This window comes from Devosia sp. (assembly GCF_014860165.1).
GTDB lineage: Bacteria > Pseudomonadota > Alphaproteobacteria > Rhizobiales > Devosiaceae > Devosia.
This window is the reverse complement of sequence record NZ_JACZKG010000028.1, coordinates 53,491-70,987: the sequence shown is the minus strand read 5'-3', so window position 1 is coordinate 70,987 and position 17,497 is coordinate 53,491. Positions and strand designations below refer to the sequence as shown.

Genomic DNA, 17,497 nt, shown 5'->3' with positions numbered 1-17,497 from the left:
CTTCGGGCATACCACTCCCGTTCGCCCACCGACACCGGGAAACCGCCGTGACATCAGTCCAAAACGCCGCACTCAGTCAGACCCGCATAGCGGGCGACCGGCTGCGCCCCGTGCGCATCTGGCTTTATGGCATGGCCGCCTTCGTGCTGCTGATGGTGGTCGTCGGCGGCATTACCCGCCTCACCGAATCGGGCCTCTCCATCACCAGCTGGAAGCCGATATCCGGCACCATCCCGCCCCTCAATGACGCTCAGTGGCAGGCCGAGTTCGAGGCCTACCAGCAGATCCCGCAATATGAGGTCAACAATTCCTGGATGACGGTGGATGACTTCAAGGTCATTTTCTTCTGGGAGTACCTGCATCGCCTGCTCGGTCGCGTGCTCGGCGTGCTGTTTGCCGTGCCCTTCCTGGTGTTCCTCGTGCAGAAGCGGTTCACGCCGCAACTGGCCTGGCCGCTATTCGGCCTGTTCATCTTGGGCGGCTTCCAGGGCGCGCTGGGCTGGTGGATGGTCTCGTCCGGCCTTACCGAGCTGACCTCGGTGTCGCAATATCGCCTGGCTGCGCATCTCACCGCGGCCTCGCTGCTGTTCATCGCGCTGGTCTATGTGCCGCGCTCGCTCGAGCCGGGACGCGTCGCCGGGCGTGTTGCCAGCCGCAACCTCTGGGCGGCGACCATTCTGCTGGTGCTGATCATCCTCCAGATCGGGGCAGGGGCCTTCGTGGCTGGGCTGGATGCCGGCATGGGCTACAATACCTGGCCGCTGATGGACGGCGCCATCATCCCCAATGGCCTGGGCGTGATGCAGCCGCTGTGGCGCAATCTATTCGAGAATGCGCTGACCGTGCAGTTCATCCATCGCGGCATCGCCTACATCATTGTGGCCTATGTGGCGCTGATGTTGTGGCGTCAGCACAGGGCCGGCGGATTTGCCGGCATACATGGCTGGCTGCCGCGCCTGGGCGCGCTGGTTCTGTTGCAGGTCGGTCTCGGCATCGCCACGTTGCTGAGCGCGGTCCCAATCTCCCTGGCCGTCGGCCACCAGGCGCTGGCCTTCATGCTGGCGGGGGTGACGATGGCCTATATCGCCGATATGCGGCGGGCGTCTTAGGGGGAGGTCGGGACGCAGCGCCGGGTGAGGGGGCCTTGCTCCGTCCCCGAATATGGCTTGCCACCCATCCGCAACCTCGTTCCCGCGAAGGCGGGAATCCATTCTTCCCTTCGACCCCAACAGCAAGAGTGGATTCCCGCCTCCGCGGGAATGACGCAGTGATAGGAGGCGGGAGCGGAGGAGCACGGTAATATAATACCGCAACAGTAACCCATTGATTTCACGTCACAAAATCAACCCCCTTGACGACATCAGGAATCCCCCCTAAACGAGCCGCCGAACGTGCCGCTTTCTCCCTTGGATGAAGGCTGCAAGCCCCAAGAAATCTAGGGAATTCAAGCATGAGCACTTACTCGGCAAAACCGAGCGAGATCGAAAAGAAGTGGGTCCTGATCGACGCCGATGGCCTCGTCGTGGGCCGCGTCGCTTCGATCATTGCCAGCCGCCTGCGCGGCAAGCACAAGCCGACCTTCACCCCCCACATGGACATGGGCGACAACATCGTTGTCATCAATGCCGACAAGGTGAAGCTCACCGGCCGCAAGCTGGACCAGCACAAGTTCTACTGGCACACCGGCTTCCCCGGCGGCATCAAGGACCGGACGGCTCGTCAGCTCCTGGAAGGCCGTTTCCCCGAGCGCGTGCTCGAGAACGCCGTCCGCCGCATGATGCCGGGCGGCCCGCTGACCCGTGCCCAGCTCAAGAACCTCCGCGTCTATTCGGGCGCCGAGCATCCCCATGAAGCGCAGAACCCGGCCAAGCTGGACGTTGCTGCGATGAATCCCAAGAATGCGCGGGTGAAGTAATATGGCCGAAACCATCAACTCCCTCGAAGACCTCGGCACCTCGACTGTCGCTCCGGTTGTGAACACCGCTCCGGTGCACGTCCAGAAGCTCGACGCCCAGGGCCGCGCCTATGCCACCGGCAAGCGCAAGAACGCCGTTGCTCGCGTCTGGATCAAGCCGGGCAAGGGCAAGCTGGTCATCAATGGCCGTGAATTCGCCACCTACTTCGCTCGCCCCGTCCTGCAGCTCATCGTCAAGCAGCCGATCGTCGCGACCGAACGCACCGACCAGTACGACGTCGTCGTCACTGTCGCCGGTGGTGGTCTCTCCGGCCAGGCCGGTGCCGTTCGTCACGGCATCTCCAAGGCGCTGAACTACTTCGAGCCCGCTCTGCGCCCGATCCTCAAGAAGGGCGGCTTCCTGACCCGCGACAGCCGCGTCGTCGAACGCAAGAAGTACGGCAAGGCCAAGGCCCGCAAGTCGTTCCAGTTCTCCAAGCGCTAAGCTTCGGATCGTTTTTTGGAGAGGGCCGGGAAACCGGCCCTTTCTTTTTGTCTGGAGCTTCCCACTTCTGGCCTCCGTGGATTTTGAACCGTCCGGACCATGCAGATTCTCATTACCCGTTTCCACCTTCTGCTGCTGACCGTGACGCTGGCCATTACCGGGGTTGCCGCCTTTCGCATTCCCGCCGACCATGTCTATCAGGCGCATTGGCAGGGCAGCACGCCCGACTGGCTCTGGCCGCGAGCGGTCATCTTCGTCGCTCCGCTCGTCGAGGTTGCACTACTGGCGGTCTTCCTTCTGCTCGGGCGTTCGCTGACCAAAAACCAGTATGCCAAGTCCCAGCACATACTCGATCCCGCCCTGACGCTGCTGTTGGCCGTGGTGACCGCCACCCAGCTCGGGCTGCTGCTGTCCGGCATCGGCTCCGACCTCGATTTTGTCCGCCTGACAGCTTTCGGCCTGGGCGCGGCGCTGCTGTTGCTCGGCGTGGTGCTGTTCGAGGCTGAGCGCCACACCTATGCCGGCCTGCGCATGCCCTGGCCCGTGCGCTCCGACTTCGCCTGGAGCGTGGTGCATCGGGCAACGGGGCTCGCCTATGGCGCCGCCGGCCTGGCCCTGTTGGCCATGGCGTGGTTCGATATGGGCATGGGCCTGCTCGTCGCCGGTTTCGCCGCTTCCCTCCTGGCGCCCGCGCTGCTCGCCGGAATCATCACCCTGGCAATGCGCGCCCGCTAACGCGCCTTTTTTGTCTCGCGCGGTCGCCCTGCTACGCTCATGCCATAGCCTGTCAGCAGCCCATGGCACACGGGCCGGACAACCAAACCGGAGACATCCCATGCTCGACCATATCGGCCTTCGCACCAAGCAGTTTGACGGCCTGCTGGCCTTTTACCGGGCGGCCCTGGCACCCCTCGGCTATACCGTGATGATGGAATATCCGGGCACGGCAGGCCTCGGACGCGACTATCCCGATTTCTGGATCGGCGCCGACGACAAGGGCGGCTCCAACATCCACCTGGCCTTCAAGACCGACGACCGTTCCGTGGTGGATGCCTTCCATGCAGCGGCGCTCGCCAATGGCGGCAAGGACAACGGCGCTCCGGGGCTACGCGACTATACCCCGAGCTACTATGCGGCCTTCGTGCTGGACCCGGACGGGAACAACCTCGAAATCGTCTGCAGCAAGGAATAGGGGGGCGCCGGCGCCTAGCTGACCAGCTTGAGCGCCGGCTTGATCTTCCTGGTCTTCTTCACCTTCGGCACGCGCGGCACGTAGTTGGCCATCACCCGCTCGATGACCTTGATCGCCTTTTCCGTGCCGTTTTCGCCCTGCAACTGTTCGGCAATATCGGCGGCGTTGCGGCGGTAATCCTGGTTGGTCGACAGGTCCGCCAGGGCGCCGGCGAGGATTTCCGAAGTCAGTTTGCGCAGGCGCACGGGTTTGGGTCCGCAGCCCAGCTCGAAAACGCGCCGTCCCCAATAGGGCTGGTCGACCGTCTGCGGCACAACGAAGGTTGGCCGGCCCAGATGCAGGCCCGCCGAAGTCGTGCCGGCCCCGCCATGATGAACGACAGCCGACACATATTTGAACAGCTTGTCGTGCGGCGCCTTTTCGATGGCGAAGATTGTGTCGGGCAGGTCATGTGGGTTGATGCCGCCCCAGCCGCGGGCCACCACGGCGCGGCCGCCCCACATGCTTACCGCTTCCTTGAGGATCTTGGTATTGCGCTCGGCCCCGAACGGCATCGAGCCGAAGCCGATATAGACCGGCGCCGGCCCCTCCGAGAGGAATTTCTGGAACTCCGGCGACGGCTGCCAGTCGGTGCGGTCGCGCAGGTTCCAGTAGCCGGTGACGATGGCGCTCTTGGGCCAGTCGCGCGGACGCGGGGAGACCACGGGCGAGTAAGGGTAGAGCGTCGTCAGTGCCGTGCCGTCGGTATTGCGGAAAAACCCGCCCTTCTTGCGCGCCTCCAGCCCCATCAACTCGCGGCGCAGCTTGTTGCGCGGCAGGTTGTAGTAAATCTGCTGCACGGTCATGGCCGTGTAGCTCAGCTTGTTGAAGGCGGGCCCGAAGTCGGCACCATAATCGTAGTAGATGCAGAGCGGGAACTCGCTGGTCGAGTTCAGCGGCTGCAGGGCGACCATGATGGCCGGAATATGCAACGCCTCGGCAATGTCGATGCCGAAGCTGGTATTCATGTTGAGGATAAGCATGTCGGCGCCCTGGCACATATGCCAGGCATGCCGCGCCGCCGTATCGACGATCTGCTGGCCCTGCCGCAAGAGGGATGGGCCGTTGATGAGCATGGACTGGCTCATCGCATTTTCGAATCGCTGCTGGGTCAGGAAGGACTGGATCGAAGGTCCCAGCGTGTGGAACTCGATGCCGTAACCTTCCACCATGCCCTGGAATTCTTCGGAGGCCCCCAGGACGACCGAGTAGCCGCGCTCCTTGAGGGAGATGGCAAGGGCCAGATAGGGTTGAACGTCGCCTTGCGTGCCGATCGTCACCAGGGCAATGCGCTTCAAAGTCTTACCTCACCATACACCGCTCTGGAGCCGAAGGTTGGCGTCCCCCGGACCATTTACAATACCCCGAGGAGGATTTATGAACGGCCTGTCGATAGCTGATTTCCTTTACAAAAATCGCATCTGAAGGGCAAGGGACATGCAGTCTCTGTACACTGTTGCTAGGGTTGGAGCCTCGCTCGCCGGCAGTGCAGTGGCCCGCGTCGCCCTTGCAATCGCCGGCGTTGCCCTTGCAACCGCCCGCGCTGCCCTCGTGGCGGCGGCAAACGCCCGTTAGCTCTTCCCATCTGGCCCATCTCGGGCAGGGAAGAGCCGAACACGATATTCCGGCCGCAAGCAGGCCGTTTAACCCGTCCACAACCATAATTCCGCGATAATCACGGCCTCAATGTGAGGCGTGGCGCATTTGCAGCGCGTCGCGGCCAGTCAGGTCCCAAAAAGGACCGTCGAGGAAATCATGAGCGCCGACTTCCATAAAATCCGCCGTCTTCCCCCCTACGTCTTTGCCCATATCGATCCGCTCAAGGCCAAGGCGCGCGCCGAAGGCGTGGACGTCATCGATCTGGGCATGGGCAATCCGGACATGCCGACGCCCCAGCACATCGTCGAGAAGCTGCAGGAGACCGTCAAGGACGGCCGCACCCACCGCTACTCCACCTCGCGCGGCATTCCCGGTCTGCGCAAGGCCCAGGCGAGCTACTATGGCCGCCGCTTTGGCGTGAAGCTCAATCCCGATACGCAGGTCGTGGCGACCCTGGGCTCCAAGGAGGGTTTCGCCAACATGGCCTCGGCCATCACGGCGCCGGGCGACGTGGTGCTGGTGCCCAACCCGACCTATCCCATCCATTCCTTCGGCTTCATCATGAGCGGCGGCGTCGTCCGATCCATGCCCGCCGATCCGAATGAAGACTTCATGCGCTCGCTCGATCGCGCCGTGCGGCACTCCATTCCCAAGCCCATCGCGCTGGTGTTGAACTACCCGGCCAACCCAACCGCCTATACTGCCTCGCTCGATTTCTACACCGAGGTGGTCAAGTACTGTCGGGCCAATGACATCTTCATCCTCTCCGATCTCGCCTATTCCGAGATCTACTTCGATGAGAACGATCCGCCGCCATCGGTGCTGCAGGTGCCCGGCGCCATCGACATCACGGTCGAATTCACCTCGATGTCCAAGACCTATTCCATGCCCGGCTGGCGCGTCGGCTTCGCCGTGGGCAATGAACGCCTGATCGCGGCGCTCGCGCGCGTGAAGTCCTATCTCGACTATGGCGCCTTTACCCCCATCCAGGTGGCGGCCACGGCGGCCCTCAATGGCTCGGACGACGTCATCGAGGAAGTGCGCAAGATCTACAAGCACCGACGCGACGTGCTGGTCGAGAGCTTCGGCCGCTCGGGTTGGGACATTCCGGTGCCCAAGGCCACCATGTTCGCCTGGGCGCCCATCCCGGCCCAGTTCGCCCATCTGGGCTCGCTCGAATTCGCCAAGCTGCTGATCCGGGAGACCGGCGTCGGCGTCGCGCCGGGCGTCGGCTTCGGCGAATATGGCGACCAGTATATCCGCCTCGCCTTCGTCGAGAACGAACAGCGCATCCGCCAGGCGGCGCGCAACATCAAGAAGCTGCTGGGTTCCCAGACCGGGGCCGGGAACGTGGTTCCCCTGGTGGGATAACGCGCCCACCGTCTCGCACTAATCCCTCATCCGGCAGCGCCGGATGAGGGCATGCCGAAACCGGGTAACCACACCACACTCCTATTGACGGCTAGGCGAATTCCTATGCAGATGGCGCCACCATGAGTGACATCGCCTCCTTTCGCCAATCCGTCGAATCCTTCATCTCCGCCCGCGGCTGGACGCCGACCCGGTTTGGCCGCACCGTTGCGGGCGATCCGCTGTTCGTGTTCGACCTGCGCGAGGGCCGCGAACCGCGCTCCGATACGCGCGCCCGCATCCTCAAGGCCATGCAGGATTTCGGCGATGGCGAGACCCAGGCGCCGCTGCGCGTCGGCGTGGCCGGCCTTGGCAATGTCGGCGCCACGCTCGTCCGCATCCTCCAGAAGGACGGCGCCGAACTCACGAAAAAACTGGGGCGCCAGCTCGTCGTGACGGCCGTTGCCGCGCGCTCGCGTTCCCGCGACCGCGGCATTGATATTTCCGGCCTCGAGTGGTTCGACGACCCGGTGGCACTGGCCAAATCCGACGGCATCGATCTCTTCGTCGAGCTGATCGGCGGCGAAGACGGTCCCGCGTTTGCGGCCGTGAAGGCCGCGCTTGAAATCGGTAGGCCAGTGGTCACCGCCAACAAGGCACTGCTGGCCAAGCATGGCGTGACCCTGGCCCGCATGGCCGAGGAATCGGGCGCCCAGCTCGGCTTCGAGGCCGCTGTCGCCGGTGGCATCCCCGTCATCAAAACCCTGCGCGAGGGATTGGGCTCGGCCCGCATCGCCAAGGTGTTCGGCATCATGAACGGCACCTGCAACTATATCCTCACCCGCATGGGCAACGAGGACATCAGTTTCGCCGATTGCCTGAAGGATGCGCAGGCTTTGGGCTATGCCGAGGCCGACCCGACCTTCGATGTCGAGGGTTTTGACACCGCCCACAAGCTCTCGATCCTCGCCACCCTGTGCTTCGGCTACGAGATCGCCCCCGACCAGATCCGGGTCGAGGGCATTTCCCGCATCACCCAGCACGACATCAAGGTGGCCGCCGAACTGGGCTACAAGATCAAGCTGCTCGGTATCGCTCAGCGCACCGATGAGGGCATCGAGCAGCGCGTGCATCCCACCTTCGTGCCCAAGGGCAGCGCCATTGCCGGCGTCGATGGGGTGATGAACGCGGTGGCCCTCGAAACCGACCATGTGCACGAACTGCTGCTGGCCGGCCCCGGCGCCGGCGGCCCGCCGACGGCGTCCTCGGTGCTGTCGGATATCCTCGATATCGCCCGCGGCACGCGCGTGCCGCCGCTTGGCGTGCCCAGCGAGGAACTGCTGCCCTACAAGCAGGCCCCGATGCGCGCCCATGACGGGGGCTACTATATCCGCCTCAACGCCAAGGACGTGCCCGGCGCTCTCGCCGCCATTGCCAGCCGCATGGCCGAGCACGCCATTTCCATCGACTCCGTCATCCAGCGGTCGGATTTGAACGCTAAGGCAGTGGCGCTGGATGGCTCGCCCACCCGCACCGTGGTGATGATCACTCAACAGACTTTGGAATCGGCTGTGCGTGAATCGCTTGCGCAGATCGCCGCCGACGGGTTTATCGTGGGTGAACCGCAGTTGATCCGGATCGAAACGCTCTGACACCCGTCTCGGGCAAGTCTGGCCCGGGGGGAACCAAGATGAAGCTGAGCAAGGTCGAGGGCGACAAGAGCCCCGCCAATCTTCACCGCAGCCTGACCCTGGAGCTGGTGCGCGTCACCGAGCGCGCGGCCATCGCGGCTGCCGAATGGCGCGGCAAGGGCGACGAGCAGGCCGCCGACGAGGCTGCCGTCAAGGCCATGAAGGCCGAACTCGACCGCGTCTCCATTTCCGGCCGCATCGTCATCGGCGAAGGCGAAGCCAATGAGTGCGACGATCTCTTCATTGGCCAGTCCGTCGGAAACGGGCAGGGGCCGGAAGTCGACATCGCCGTCGACCCGCTGGAAGGCGTCACCCTCTGCGCCAAGAACCAGCCCGATTCGATCGTGGTCCTGGCAATGGCCGAGCGCGGCGGGCTGCTGAACGTCGCCCGCAATGTCTACATGCACAAGATTGCCATCGGCGCCGAATATGCACCCGGCACCGTCCATATCGACTGGACGGCCACCGAAAATGTCCGGGCCCTCGCCAAGGCCAAGGGCGTGCCGCTGAGCGAAATTACCGCCATCGTGCTCGACCGACCGCGCCATGCCGGCCTGATCGAGGAACTGCGCACCACCGGCGTCGCCGTCAAGCTGATCAGCGACGGCGACATTGCCGGCGTCATCCACGCGGTCAATACCGAGGATACCGGCATCGACATCTATCTCGGCTCCGGCGGCGCCCCTGAGGGCGTCCTCGCCGCTGCGGCGCTGCGCTGCATCGGCGGCCAGATGCAGGGCAAGCTCATCCTCGACACGCCCCCCAAGCGCGAACGCGCCCGCGCCATGGGCATCGAAGACCCGAACCGCATCTATGACGTGAGCGAGCTGGCCGCCGGCGACGTGCTGGTGGCCGCTACCGGCGTCACCGACGGCACCTTGCTCGAAGGCGTCCGCCTGCGGCGCAATTCCGTCCAGACCAGCACCATCGTCATGCGCTCCTGGAGCCAGACCGTGCGCTGGATCAAGGCGAGGCACGCACGGTAGCGTTCCCCCCCACCGGCCGTCACCCTCGGGCTTGACCCGAGGGCTCTTCACTTGCCGGGTTACGGGAAGTGCAACGCCCTCGGGTCAAGCCCGAGGGTGACGATCCAGTTTTTGAAGTGCCGCTGGTTCACGCCCGGCTCTTCCCACCACCTCCCAAATCGCCTACCTCTGCCCCATGCTCGATGCGCCGCGCCCTTTCCTCGACGTCTCCCGCTCGGTTACCGGCCGCGCGTGGATCGACCGGCTCGATGCCACCACCACCCGCATAGCCACTGCCATCTCGCAGCGCACGGGCATTTCCGAAATTCTCGCCCGCGTCATCGCCGCCCGCGGGGTGGGCCTGGACGAGGCCGAGGCCTATCTCGAACCCACCATTCGCGGGCTGATGCCCGATCCCTCCACGTTGACGGCCATGGATGCGCTGGCCGACCGGCTCGCCAGGGCCATTACCGACAACGAGTCCATTGCCCTGTTCGGCGACTATGACGTCGACGGCGCCTGCTCCTGCGCGCTCATGGCGCGCTATCTGCGCCATTTCGGCATCGAGCCGCAGGTGCATATCCCCGACCGCATCTTCGAGGGCTATGGCCCCAACGTCGCCGCCATGGACAAGCTGATCGATGCCGGCGCGACGCTGATCATCACCCTCGACTGCGGCACCACCAGTGACGGTCCAATTGCCCATGCGCGGGGCAGGGGTGCCGACGTGCTGGTCATCGACCACCATCTCTCCGACCACGAGCTTCCCGACGCCACGGCTTTGGTCAACCCCAACCGCCCCGACGATATCTCCGGACTCGGCTATCTCTGCGCCGCCGGCGTCACCTTCATGGTGCTGGTGGCGGTCAACCGCACGCTGCGCAATCGGGGTGATACCGGCCTGCCGGATCTGCTCAAGCTGCTCGACCTGGTGGCGCTGGCCACGGTCTGCGACGTGGTTCCGCTTACCGGGCTCAACCGCGCCTTTGTCGTCCGTGGTCTGGAGGTCGCCCGGCGCGGCGACAACAAGGGCATCGCGGCCCTCGCTTTGGCGGCGCGGCTCAGCGGACCCATCAACCCCTATCATCTCGGCTTTCTGATCGGTCCGCGCATCAATGCCGGCGGCCGTATCGGCAATGCCGCCATGGGCACGGAACTCCTGACCATCGACGACGAGCATCACGCCCTCGCCATCGCCGCCCGGCTCGACGAACTCAATTCCGAACGGCAGCGCATCGAGGTGGAGGCGGTGGAAGAAGCCGCCGCCGTCGCGGAGATGGAAATCGGCAGCGGCGAGGGGCCACCGGTCCTCGTCCTTGCCTCCGCCAACTGGCATCCGGGCGTCGCCGGCCTCATTGCCGCCCGCCTGCGCGAGCGCTTCGAGCGCCCCGCCTTCGCCATTGCCCTCGGGCCGGACGGCGCCGGCACCGGCTCCGGCCGCTCCATGCCGGGCGTCGACCTCGGCCGCGCCGTCATCGAGGCGGTGGAGCGAGGCCTCATTGCCAAGGGTGGCGGCCATGCCATGGCGGCGGGGGTCACCATCAAGCCGGGGCAACTCGGCGCGTTCCGCTCTTTCCTCGCTGACGCGCTGTCGCTCGACGTCACCGCGGCCCGCGCTGCCACGGCGCTTGCCGTCGACGCCGCGTTGACCGCGCGCGGCGCCAGCCTCGATCTGGTGCATGATCTGGAGCGGGCAGGGCCCTTCGGCGCAGGCAATCCCGGCCCGGTCTTCGCCTTTCCTGCCCACCGCGCCAAGTTCGCCCAGGTCGTCGGCAAGGGCGGCCATGTCAGCTTCGCGCTGGTCTCGGAAGATGGCGCCCGCCTCAAGGCCATCGCCTTCCGCGCCGCCAATACCGCCATCGGCGATGCTCTGCTGCGCGACGGCGACTCCGCGTTCCACTTCGCCGGCTCGCTCTCCATCGATCACTACCAGGGCCGCGAGCAGGTGCAATTCCGCCTGACGGACCTCGCCAGGCCCAAGGCCTAGCCCGCCGCTCGGCCCCCGCTAGCCTATTGAAACTGCTGCTTGCATATCCATTTATCACCGCTAGAGTGTGGTGGTGGGCATGCTTGAGACGCGCTGTTTTTCATCGCTTGTTGCTGTGCCACCGATGCTCAGATTGAGGCGGTCGCGCAAGCGCTGCCACCAGGTTTTTAATTTGGATCAAGCGGCACGATGACCAAGTCAGTAGCTGACAACACCAATACCGGCGTAACGCCCTGGACCAGCTTTGCCTCCTGGGCAATCGAACGCATTGGCGTCGCGCTCATCGGCAAGCCCCGCCACGGCGCCCTGACCGTCATCTTTCCCAATGGCCGTACGCGCACCGTCGGCAATCCGTCGACCGGCGAGCACGCCATCCTGCGCCTCAACAATTTCCGGGTTCTGAGCGAGGCCATGCAGCGCGGCACGGTCGGCTTCGCCGCTGCCTATATGGCAGGCGATGTCGAGGCGGACGACCTGACGGCCCTGTTCCGCTTCTTCCTGCAGAATCGCGACATGTTCGAGAACGCCAATCCGGGGTTTTTCCGACGCGCCGCGGGCGACCTGCATTATCACCTGTCGCGCCGCAACACGCTCGAAGGCTCAAAGAAGAACATTGCCGAGCACTACGACCTCGGCAACGACTTCTATGGCCAATGGCTCGATCCATCCATGACCTATTCGTCGGCAGTCTTCACGTCGGGGGATCAGAGCCTGGAGGAAGCCCAGCTCGCCAAATATCACCGTGTGGCTGACATGGCTGGCATCACCGAAGGCTCCTCGGTGCTGGAGATCGGCTGCGGCTGGGGAGGCTTCGCCGAAACCGTGGCGCGCGACTACAAGGCCAACCTGCGCGGCATCACCCTGTCGGCCGAACAGCTCAAGTTCGGGCTGGAGCGGCTGGCGCGGCAGGGCCTCGACAAATATGCCACCCTGGTCTTCGAAGACTATCGCCACACCGAGGGTCAATACGACCATATCGGCTCCATCGAGATGATCGAGGCCGTGGGCGAGGACAACTGGCCGAGCTATTTCCAGACCATTCACGATCGACTGAAGCCCGGCGGCACGGCCGCCATCCAGGCCATCACCATCAACGAGGCCGATTTCGACGGCTATCGCAGCGGTCCGGACTTCATCCAGCGCTACATCTTCCCCGGTGGCATGCTGCTGACCAAGACGGTGATGCAGGAGTTCGGCGACAAGTACAATCTCGTGCTCGAAAACGTCGAAACCTTCCGCCTCAGCTATGCCCGTACGCTCAAGCTCTGGCGCGAACGCTTCCTCGAGCGCTGGCCGATGATCGCCCCGCTCGGCTATGACGAAGAATTCAAGCGCAAATGGGTCTATTACCTCAGCTATTGCGAGGCGGGCTTCACCGAAGGCTCGATCGACGTCGGGATCTATCAGTATCGCAAGCCGGCTTAGGCCGCCGCTCGCTGTCTGACTCAAGCTCCCGCCACCAGATGCCGACGCCCGAAGCGGCGTTGTTGTCACAAACACTGAGGGAAGAGTTCCTGGTACGGCCACGGGGAATCGAACCCCGCTCTGCACCGTGAGAGGGTGCCGTCCTGACCGATAGACGATGGCCGCGAACCTAGGAACTTCTAACTTAGTATAGGCCATTCCCACTGAAGTAGGAATGGTACGCCCTAGGGGAGTCGAACCCCTCTCTGCACCGTGAAAGGGTGCCGTCCTAACCGATAGACGAAGGGCGCCTAAGCGCTGGTGGTCGTATAGTTGGGTGATTTCCGATGCGCAACCCCTTGTTGGCGCAAACGGGATTTTTTTAACAGCCCGAGAAAGTCACGGGCCGGTTGTAGCCGCGCGGGCGATCGCGCACGTCGACATGGATGAACTGCTTGCCCGGATAGCAGCCCAGCCCGCCCACGCTGCCGGTATTCATGGCAAAGGCGATGAGCTGGCCCTTGTCGACGCCGGGAATGTAGAAATCGGCGGCCATGCACCTGGTGTGATAGGAATTATCCGCGCCCCCGGCCGCCGAATTATGCTGGCCGTCCCGGTAGCCCGAGCTCATGATTACCTTCTTGCCGAAGTGACCCTCAAATTCCCAGATCAGGAAGCGCAGCTTGGGGGCGATGCAGAGCGCGTTGACCTCGCGGCTCGAGACGAAGGTGCCCCAGTCGCTGCGCTTGCCGGCATAGCCGGCGCCGCTGGAGCTGGCGAACATCGCCAGCGGCGCACAGGCCGCCAGCATGAAGACGGTGACCACGAGGGCGGCAATGGAGCGGGTTGTGGTATGCATGGCGGCTTCCGAGTGACCGCCTGTTGCGCGGACGCAACAGGCAATGGCCCGTTCTGTGAAGTCGCTAAAATACCAGCGGTTTCGCTAACCCCCGGCTAAGCACAAGGGTTAGCGAAGCGTTAACGATCCGCTAGCACGGAATCACCACTTGCCGGTGTTCGGCATCGACAGCCACGGCTCCTGCGGGGGCAGGGACCCGTCCTGGATCAGCTCCACGGAGATCCCGTCCGGCGAGCGCACGAAGGCCATGTGCCCGTCGCGTGGCGGCCGGTTGATGGTGACGCCCATATCCATAAGGTGCTGGCAGAGCTTGTAGATATCGTCCGTGCGATAGGCCAGGTGGCCGAAATTGCGGCCGCCGGTATATTCCTCCGGATCCCAGTTATAGGTCAGCTCCACCTCGCCGCCCGTGTCACCGGGCGCCCGCAGGAAGATCAGCGTATAGCGGCCCTTCTCGTTCTCGCTCCGGCGCACCTCCTCCAGCCCCAGCCCCTCGCAGTAGAAGCGCAGGCTGTCCTCGACATTGGTCACCCGGACCATGGTGTGCAGGTATTTCACGGTGCATTCCTCCTGTCGAAATCGATACCGGTGGCCTATCAAGCCCTGTCGTGCGCCGCAACCGGCGCAATTCCAAACAGACTCTTAACAATTGCATTTGAATCGGACACAGTGTGCTTCGTGTCTTGTGGTGTACCTCGCGGCGGCGGGGCGAGTAAAAAAGGGCTTTGGGAATATGGGGGCCAAGTTCACTGGCGAAGGCGATGATGCCGCGATGCTGTCCGAAGAGGCAGGGTCGGCGAGCCGTGGCCATGCCCTGTCCTCCGGTGAAGCCGGTCCCGATGCGACCATCGAGGTCTCCGGCGCCATCAAATGGTTCGATGCCGGCAAGGGCTTCGGCTTCATCGTACCCGACAATGGCATGCCCGATGTGCTGCTGCATGTGACCTGCCTGCGCCGCGACGGCTACCAGACCGCCTATGAGGGGGCCCGCATTGTCGTCGAGGCCCTCAATCGCCCCGGCGGCCTGCAGGCCTTCCGCATCGTCTCGATGGATGAATCCACCGCCCGCCACCCCGCCCAGATGCCAGCGCCGCGCACCCATGTCGTGGTGGAGCCGACCTCCGGCATGGTGCGGCTCGAGGTCAAGTGGTTCAACCGCATCCGCGGCTTCGGTTTCCTCTCGGCCGGCGAGGGTACGCCCGACGTGTTCGTCCATATGGAAACCCTGCGCCGTTTCGGCATCACCGAACTCCGGCCGGGCCAGTATGTGTTGGTTCGCTACGGCAATGGCCCCAAGGGCCTTATGGTCGCCGAAATTCGGCCCGACGGTTGGGGCGACGCGCCGTCCTCCCACTAGGATCACTACTCTATGTTCATCTTTGCCCAAGGCTTCGCCCCGGTGCTCCGCCGCGCCGCGGTAGCGATGGCTATCGCCATGGTGGCCCTGCCGCTGGCGGCCTGCAGCGATGAGGGCAAGCTGGTGCTCCACACCGCCACCGGCGACTATGGCTTCAACGTCGAAGTCGTCGATACGCCCGAAAGCCGGGCCAAGGGGCTGATGTTCGTGCAGGAGCTCGCCGACGATGCGGGCATGCTGTTCGACTTCAAGGAGGAGCGCGAGGTTTCCTTCTGGATGCGCAACACCTTCATCCCGCTCGATATGATCTTCGTGGGGTCCGATGGGGTGGTGAAGACCATTCACGTCAACGCCCGGCCACATGACGTCACGTCCATTCCCTCGGAAGTGCCGGTGCAGTTTGTGCTGGAAATCCCCGGCGGCCGCTCGGTCGAGATCGGCCTCGAGCCGGGCGACACGATGGAACACGCATTGGTGGGCAAGCCGGCGGACTGACTACAGCCGGTGGATGACCATGCAGTCGATCACCGCCCACAGATGCAGGCTGGCGCCGGTCACCACGAAGACATGCCACACCGCATTCTGAAACTTGAGCCTTTCCCACAGGTGAAAGACGATCCCCAGGGAATAGGTGACGCCACCCGCCAGCAGCAGCCACAAGGTGGTCGCTGGCAACGTCTGGGCCAGTGACTGGAACACCAGGATGCCGCTCCAGCCGATGGCGAGATAGAGAGCGATGGCCAGCCGCCCGAAGCGTTCGGGCACGATCAGCTTGAGCGCCACCCCGACCAGCGACGCGCCCCACACGAAGCTCGTCATCAGCACGCCCGTCGTGGTGCCGCCCAGCACAGCCAGGAACGGCGTATAGGTCCCGGCTATGAACAGGAAAATGGCCGCCTGGTCAAACCGCGCCAGCACCATCTTGATGGGCGATACCGGCCACAGATTATAGGCCAGCGACACGCCCAGCACGGCCACCAGCGAACCGACATAGACCACCAGGGCCGGGGCTACCTCCGGCGCGGTTTCAAGAATCGCAAAGGCCAGCAGGATCGACCCCGCGGCGATGGCGACGATAAGGCCGAACACATGGACCGCGCCGTCCACCACCAGTTCGGCGCGGCTATAGGGCCGCTGTTCGCGGCTCCACCATGAATATTTGGTCGCCGATTCCTGCACGGGCCTGCTCCTTGTCCCGAGTGTGGCGCCGGGAAGTCACCAGTTTATTGCATGGCCGTCGGATTGGTACGGCATCGTAAAGCCCACCTCAACGCATCTGGTGAATAACCGGTTGCCTCGCAAGGCCCGCACTTGACGCGTAACGCGACCGTTACTACTGCAGCGGACAACCTTACGGATACGCCATGCCGCCCATCGCCGTCCTGGTCGCTCTCGCTGACCCAACCCGTTGCCGCATCATTGAAATCCTGCACAAGGGGCCTCAACCGGTGCACATACTGGCTGGGTCGTTCGACATCAGCCGCCCGGCGATCTCGCGCCACCTGCGTGTGCTCAAGCAGGCAAGGCTGATCAGCGAGAAAAAGGCGGGGCGGGAAAATCGCTACGCGCTGCATGCCGCACGGCTGAAGCCGGTGCGCGATTGGCTGGACACGGTGCAGGGGGCGGCGACAAAGCCGGAGACGAGGCCGGTGGCGGACAAGGCCATCCGGGTTGCAGCCACGCCAGTGGCGACGTCAGCGGCCCCTAAAGCCCCGGCGCCGCAACCTCCGCAAAAGGCTGCATCCCAGATGGGCTTCGACTTTTAGTCCCGATACTCCACGCCCAATTCCTTGAGCGCCCGCCAGACCACGCGGCAGGTCTGCGGCCGGTGCCCGGGCGCATGCAGCAGGAAAATGTCGGGAATACCCGCAACCTTGGCCACTTCCAGCTTCGCACCCGTATCGGAAACGTTACGGATAATGCAGCCAAGGCGAGTGTGACCAAAGGTGATCGTAGCTTCGATGGCGGTGTTTCGGCGCGGTGCGATGCGGCGTTCGAGCTTGAGGGGCGACTTGCCGGCGAAGAGGGTAGTAAGGTCACGCATACCCTCCAGCTAGCGGGGTGGGCCTTGCCGAATTCTTAAGCCCCGCTATCCGCGACGAAACGCCGTTAGCGGCGCCCCAACCGCGTCCGCACAATTTTAGCGAGCCTTGGCCAGGTCGCGCTTGGTTGACGGACCACGCACCTGCGTCGAGGCCAGACTGGATCTCCCCTTAAGGAAACGCCCGGCGTCCGAATTCACGGGCCGGAAGCTCGACAATCCGCCAGACTATCAGCGAGAGGACAACGGTCATGGTCGCCGCCGCCGCCAGTTTCGGCCAGGTGCTGACAACGCCCAGTTTCTCAACAGCCAGATAGGCCAACGGGTGCAGCAGGTAGATGGGGTAACTCAGGGCCCCGACGATCTTCGCTGCCTCTCTGGCATAACCGGCTGGTTCCCTGAGATAGACCGCCGCGCACACGAAAGCGATCGTTGCTGCTGTCAGCGCGAGCCCGCGCCAGCCCAACAGCAGCTCGATCGGGTGGTCGGTCTCGGTATAGATGAGCAGGAACGGTGCGAGCGAAGCCAGCATGACCAGGGCTGGCCAAATGAGAGCCTTGGCTGGATACCGCTGAAAGACCGCGGCAAGCAGTGCCCCGGCCAGGATCGATTCT

Annotated in this window: 19 protein-coding genes and 2 tRNA genes; 13 read left to right on the top strand and 8 right to left on the bottom strand. The window is 64.1% G+C overall.

From position 1 onward, the window contains the following. Positions 1 to 47 precede the first annotated feature (47 nt). The 5 genes from IH615_RS06795 (at position 48) to IH615_RS06775 (ending at position 3,591) form a co-directional block, all read left to right on the top strand. Positions 48 to 1,109 (top strand): COX15/CtaA family protein, encoded by a 1,062-nt coding sequence (locus IH615_RS06795; protein WP_291360868.1) that lies wholly within the window; start codon positions 48 to 50, stop codon positions 1,107 to 1,109. A gap of 341 nt (positions 1,110 to 1,450) precedes the next feature. After that, a complete protein-coding gene (gene rplM / locus IH615_RS06790; protein ID WP_291360867.1) occupies positions 1,451 to 1,915 on the top strand; it encodes a 50S ribosomal protein L13 in 465 nt (154 codons plus the stop codon). 1 nt (position 1,916) lies between these two features. Continuing rightward, entirely contained in the window at positions 1,917 to 2,399 is a 483-nt protein-coding gene (rpsI, locus tag IH615_RS06785) for a 30S ribosomal protein S9 (RefSeq protein ID WP_291360866.1), read from the top strand. A 99-nt stretch (positions 2,400 to 2,498) separates the two neighbouring features. Continuing rightward, positions 2,499 to 3,134, top strand: coding sequence for a hypothetical protein (locus IH615_RS06780; protein ID WP_291360865.1), 636 nt, complete (start codon positions 2,499 to 2,501; stop codon positions 3,132 to 3,134). Between the two features lie 100 nt (positions 3,135 to 3,234). Beyond that, positions 3,235 to 3,591, top strand: a complete 357-nt coding sequence (locus tag IH615_RS06775; RefSeq protein ID WP_291360864.1) for a VOC family protein — start codon at positions 3,235 to 3,237, stop codon at positions 3,589 to 3,591. Between the two features lie 14 nt (positions 3,592 to 3,605). On the opposite strand, the gene IH615_RS06770 is transcribed toward IH615_RS06775, so the two are convergent. Then, positions 3,606 to 4,928 (bottom strand): glycosyltransferase, encoded by a 1,323-nt coding sequence (locus tag IH615_RS06770; protein ID WP_291360863.1) that lies wholly within the window; start codon positions 4,926 to 4,928, stop codon positions 3,606 to 3,608. A 457-nt stretch (positions 4,929 to 5,385) separates the two neighbouring features. On the opposite strand from IH615_RS06770, the gene IH615_RS06765 reads away from it, so the two are divergent. The 5 genes from IH615_RS06765 to IH615_RS06745 all read left to right on the top strand — a co-directional run bounded on the left by IH615_RS06765 (position 5,386) and on the right by IH615_RS06745 (position 12,647). Further along, the gene (locus IH615_RS06765; protein WP_291360862.1) at positions 5,386 to 6,600 is read left to right on the top strand and encodes an LL-diaminopimelate aminotransferase; all 1,215 of its coding nucleotides are present in this window, start codon (positions 5,386 to 5,388) and stop codon (positions 6,598 to 6,600) included. A 290-nt stretch (positions 6,601 to 6,890) separates the two neighbouring features. Next, positions 6,891 to 8,231: a homoserine dehydrogenase gene (locus IH615_RS06760; RefSeq protein ID WP_291360901.1), complete on the top strand. Its 1,341-nt coding sequence runs from the start codon at positions 6,891 to 6,893 to the stop codon at positions 8,229 to 8,231. A 38-nt stretch (positions 8,232 to 8,269) separates the two neighbouring features. Then, entirely contained in the window at positions 8,270 to 9,256 is a 987-nt protein-coding gene (gene glpX, locus IH615_RS06755) for a class II fructose-bisphosphatase (RefSeq protein WP_291360861.1), read from the top strand. A 175-nt stretch (positions 9,257 to 9,431) separates the two neighbouring features. Beyond that, positions 9,432 to 11,222, top strand: coding sequence for a single-stranded-DNA-specific exonuclease RecJ (gene recJ / locus IH615_RS06750; RefSeq protein WP_291360860.1), 1,791 nt, complete (start codon positions 9,432 to 9,434; stop codon positions 11,220 to 11,222). Positions 11,223 to 11,411: 189 nt separating this feature from the next. Continuing rightward, positions 11,412 to 12,647, top strand: coding sequence for a cyclopropane-fatty-acyl-phospholipid synthase family protein (locus tag IH615_RS06745; RefSeq protein ID WP_291360859.1), 1,236 nt, complete (start codon positions 11,412 to 11,414; stop codon positions 12,645 to 12,647). Positions 12,648 to 12,737: 90 nt separating this feature from the next. On the opposite strand, the gene IH615_RS06740 is transcribed toward IH615_RS06745, so the two are convergent. The 4 genes from IH615_RS06740 to IH615_RS06725 all read right to left on the bottom strand — a co-directional run bounded on the left by IH615_RS06740 (position 12,738) and on the right by IH615_RS06725 (position 14,043). Then, a tRNA-Glu gene (locus IH615_RS06740) sits at positions 12,738 to 12,812 on the bottom strand. 50 nt (positions 12,813 to 12,862) lie between these two features. Continuing rightward, positions 12,863 to 12,937: transfer RNA gene (locus tag IH615_RS06735), tRNA-Glu, on the bottom strand. Positions 12,938 to 13,008: 71 nt separating this feature from the next. Beyond that, entirely contained in the window at positions 13,009 to 13,485 is a 477-nt protein-coding gene (locus tag IH615_RS06730) for a D-Ala-D-Ala carboxypeptidase family metallohydrolase (protein WP_291360857.1), read from the bottom strand. Between the two features lie 141 nt (positions 13,486 to 13,626). Further along, positions 13,627 to 14,043, bottom strand: coding sequence for a VOC family protein (locus tag IH615_RS06725; protein WP_291360856.1), 417 nt, complete (start codon positions 14,041 to 14,043; stop codon positions 13,627 to 13,629). A gap of 175 nt (positions 14,044 to 14,218) precedes the next feature. Between IH615_RS06725 and IH615_RS06720 the strand changes: the two genes are divergently transcribed. Both IH615_RS06720 and IH615_RS06715 read left to right on the top strand, forming a co-directional pair. Continuing rightward, the gene (locus tag IH615_RS06720; protein ID WP_291360854.1) at positions 14,219 to 14,842 is read left to right on the top strand and encodes a cold-shock protein; all 624 of its coding nucleotides are present in this window, start codon (positions 14,219 to 14,221) and stop codon (positions 14,840 to 14,842) included. Positions 14,843 to 14,854: 12 nt separating this feature from the next. Continuing rightward, the gene (locus IH615_RS06715) at positions 14,855 to 15,337 is read left to right on the top strand and encodes a DUF192 domain-containing protein (protein ID WP_291360852.1); all 483 of its coding nucleotides are present in this window, start codon (positions 14,855 to 14,857) and stop codon (positions 15,335 to 15,337) included. Here the strand turns inward: IH615_RS06715 and IH615_RS06710 are convergent, their stop codons facing one another. Beyond that, a complete protein-coding gene (locus tag IH615_RS06710; protein WP_291360851.1) occupies positions 15,338 to 16,021 on the bottom strand; it encodes a hemolysin III family protein in 684 nt (227 codons plus the stop codon). Between the two features lie 185 nt (positions 16,022 to 16,206). Between IH615_RS06710 and IH615_RS06705 the strand changes: the two genes are divergently transcribed. Next, entirely contained in the window at positions 16,207 to 16,608 is a 402-nt protein-coding gene (locus IH615_RS06705) for a metalloregulator ArsR/SmtB family transcription factor (protein ID WP_291360850.1), read from the top strand. Here IH615_RS06705 and IH615_RS06700 read toward each other — a convergent pair. Both IH615_RS06700 and IH615_RS06695 read right to left on the bottom strand, forming a co-directional pair. Then, the gene (locus IH615_RS06700; RefSeq protein WP_291360849.1) at positions 16,605 to 16,886 is read right to left on the bottom strand and encodes a PilZ domain-containing protein; all 282 of its coding nucleotides are present in this window, start codon (positions 16,884 to 16,886) and stop codon (positions 16,605 to 16,607) included. The two genes, IH615_RS06705 and IH615_RS06700, sit on opposite strands and share 4 nt — an antisense overlap. 169 nt (positions 16,887 to 17,055) lie before the next feature. After that, entirely contained in the window at positions 17,056 to 17,487 is a 432-nt protein-coding gene (locus IH615_RS06695; RefSeq protein WP_366484862.1) for an acyltransferase family protein, read from the bottom strand. Positions 17,488 to 17,497 lie beyond the last annotated feature (10 nt).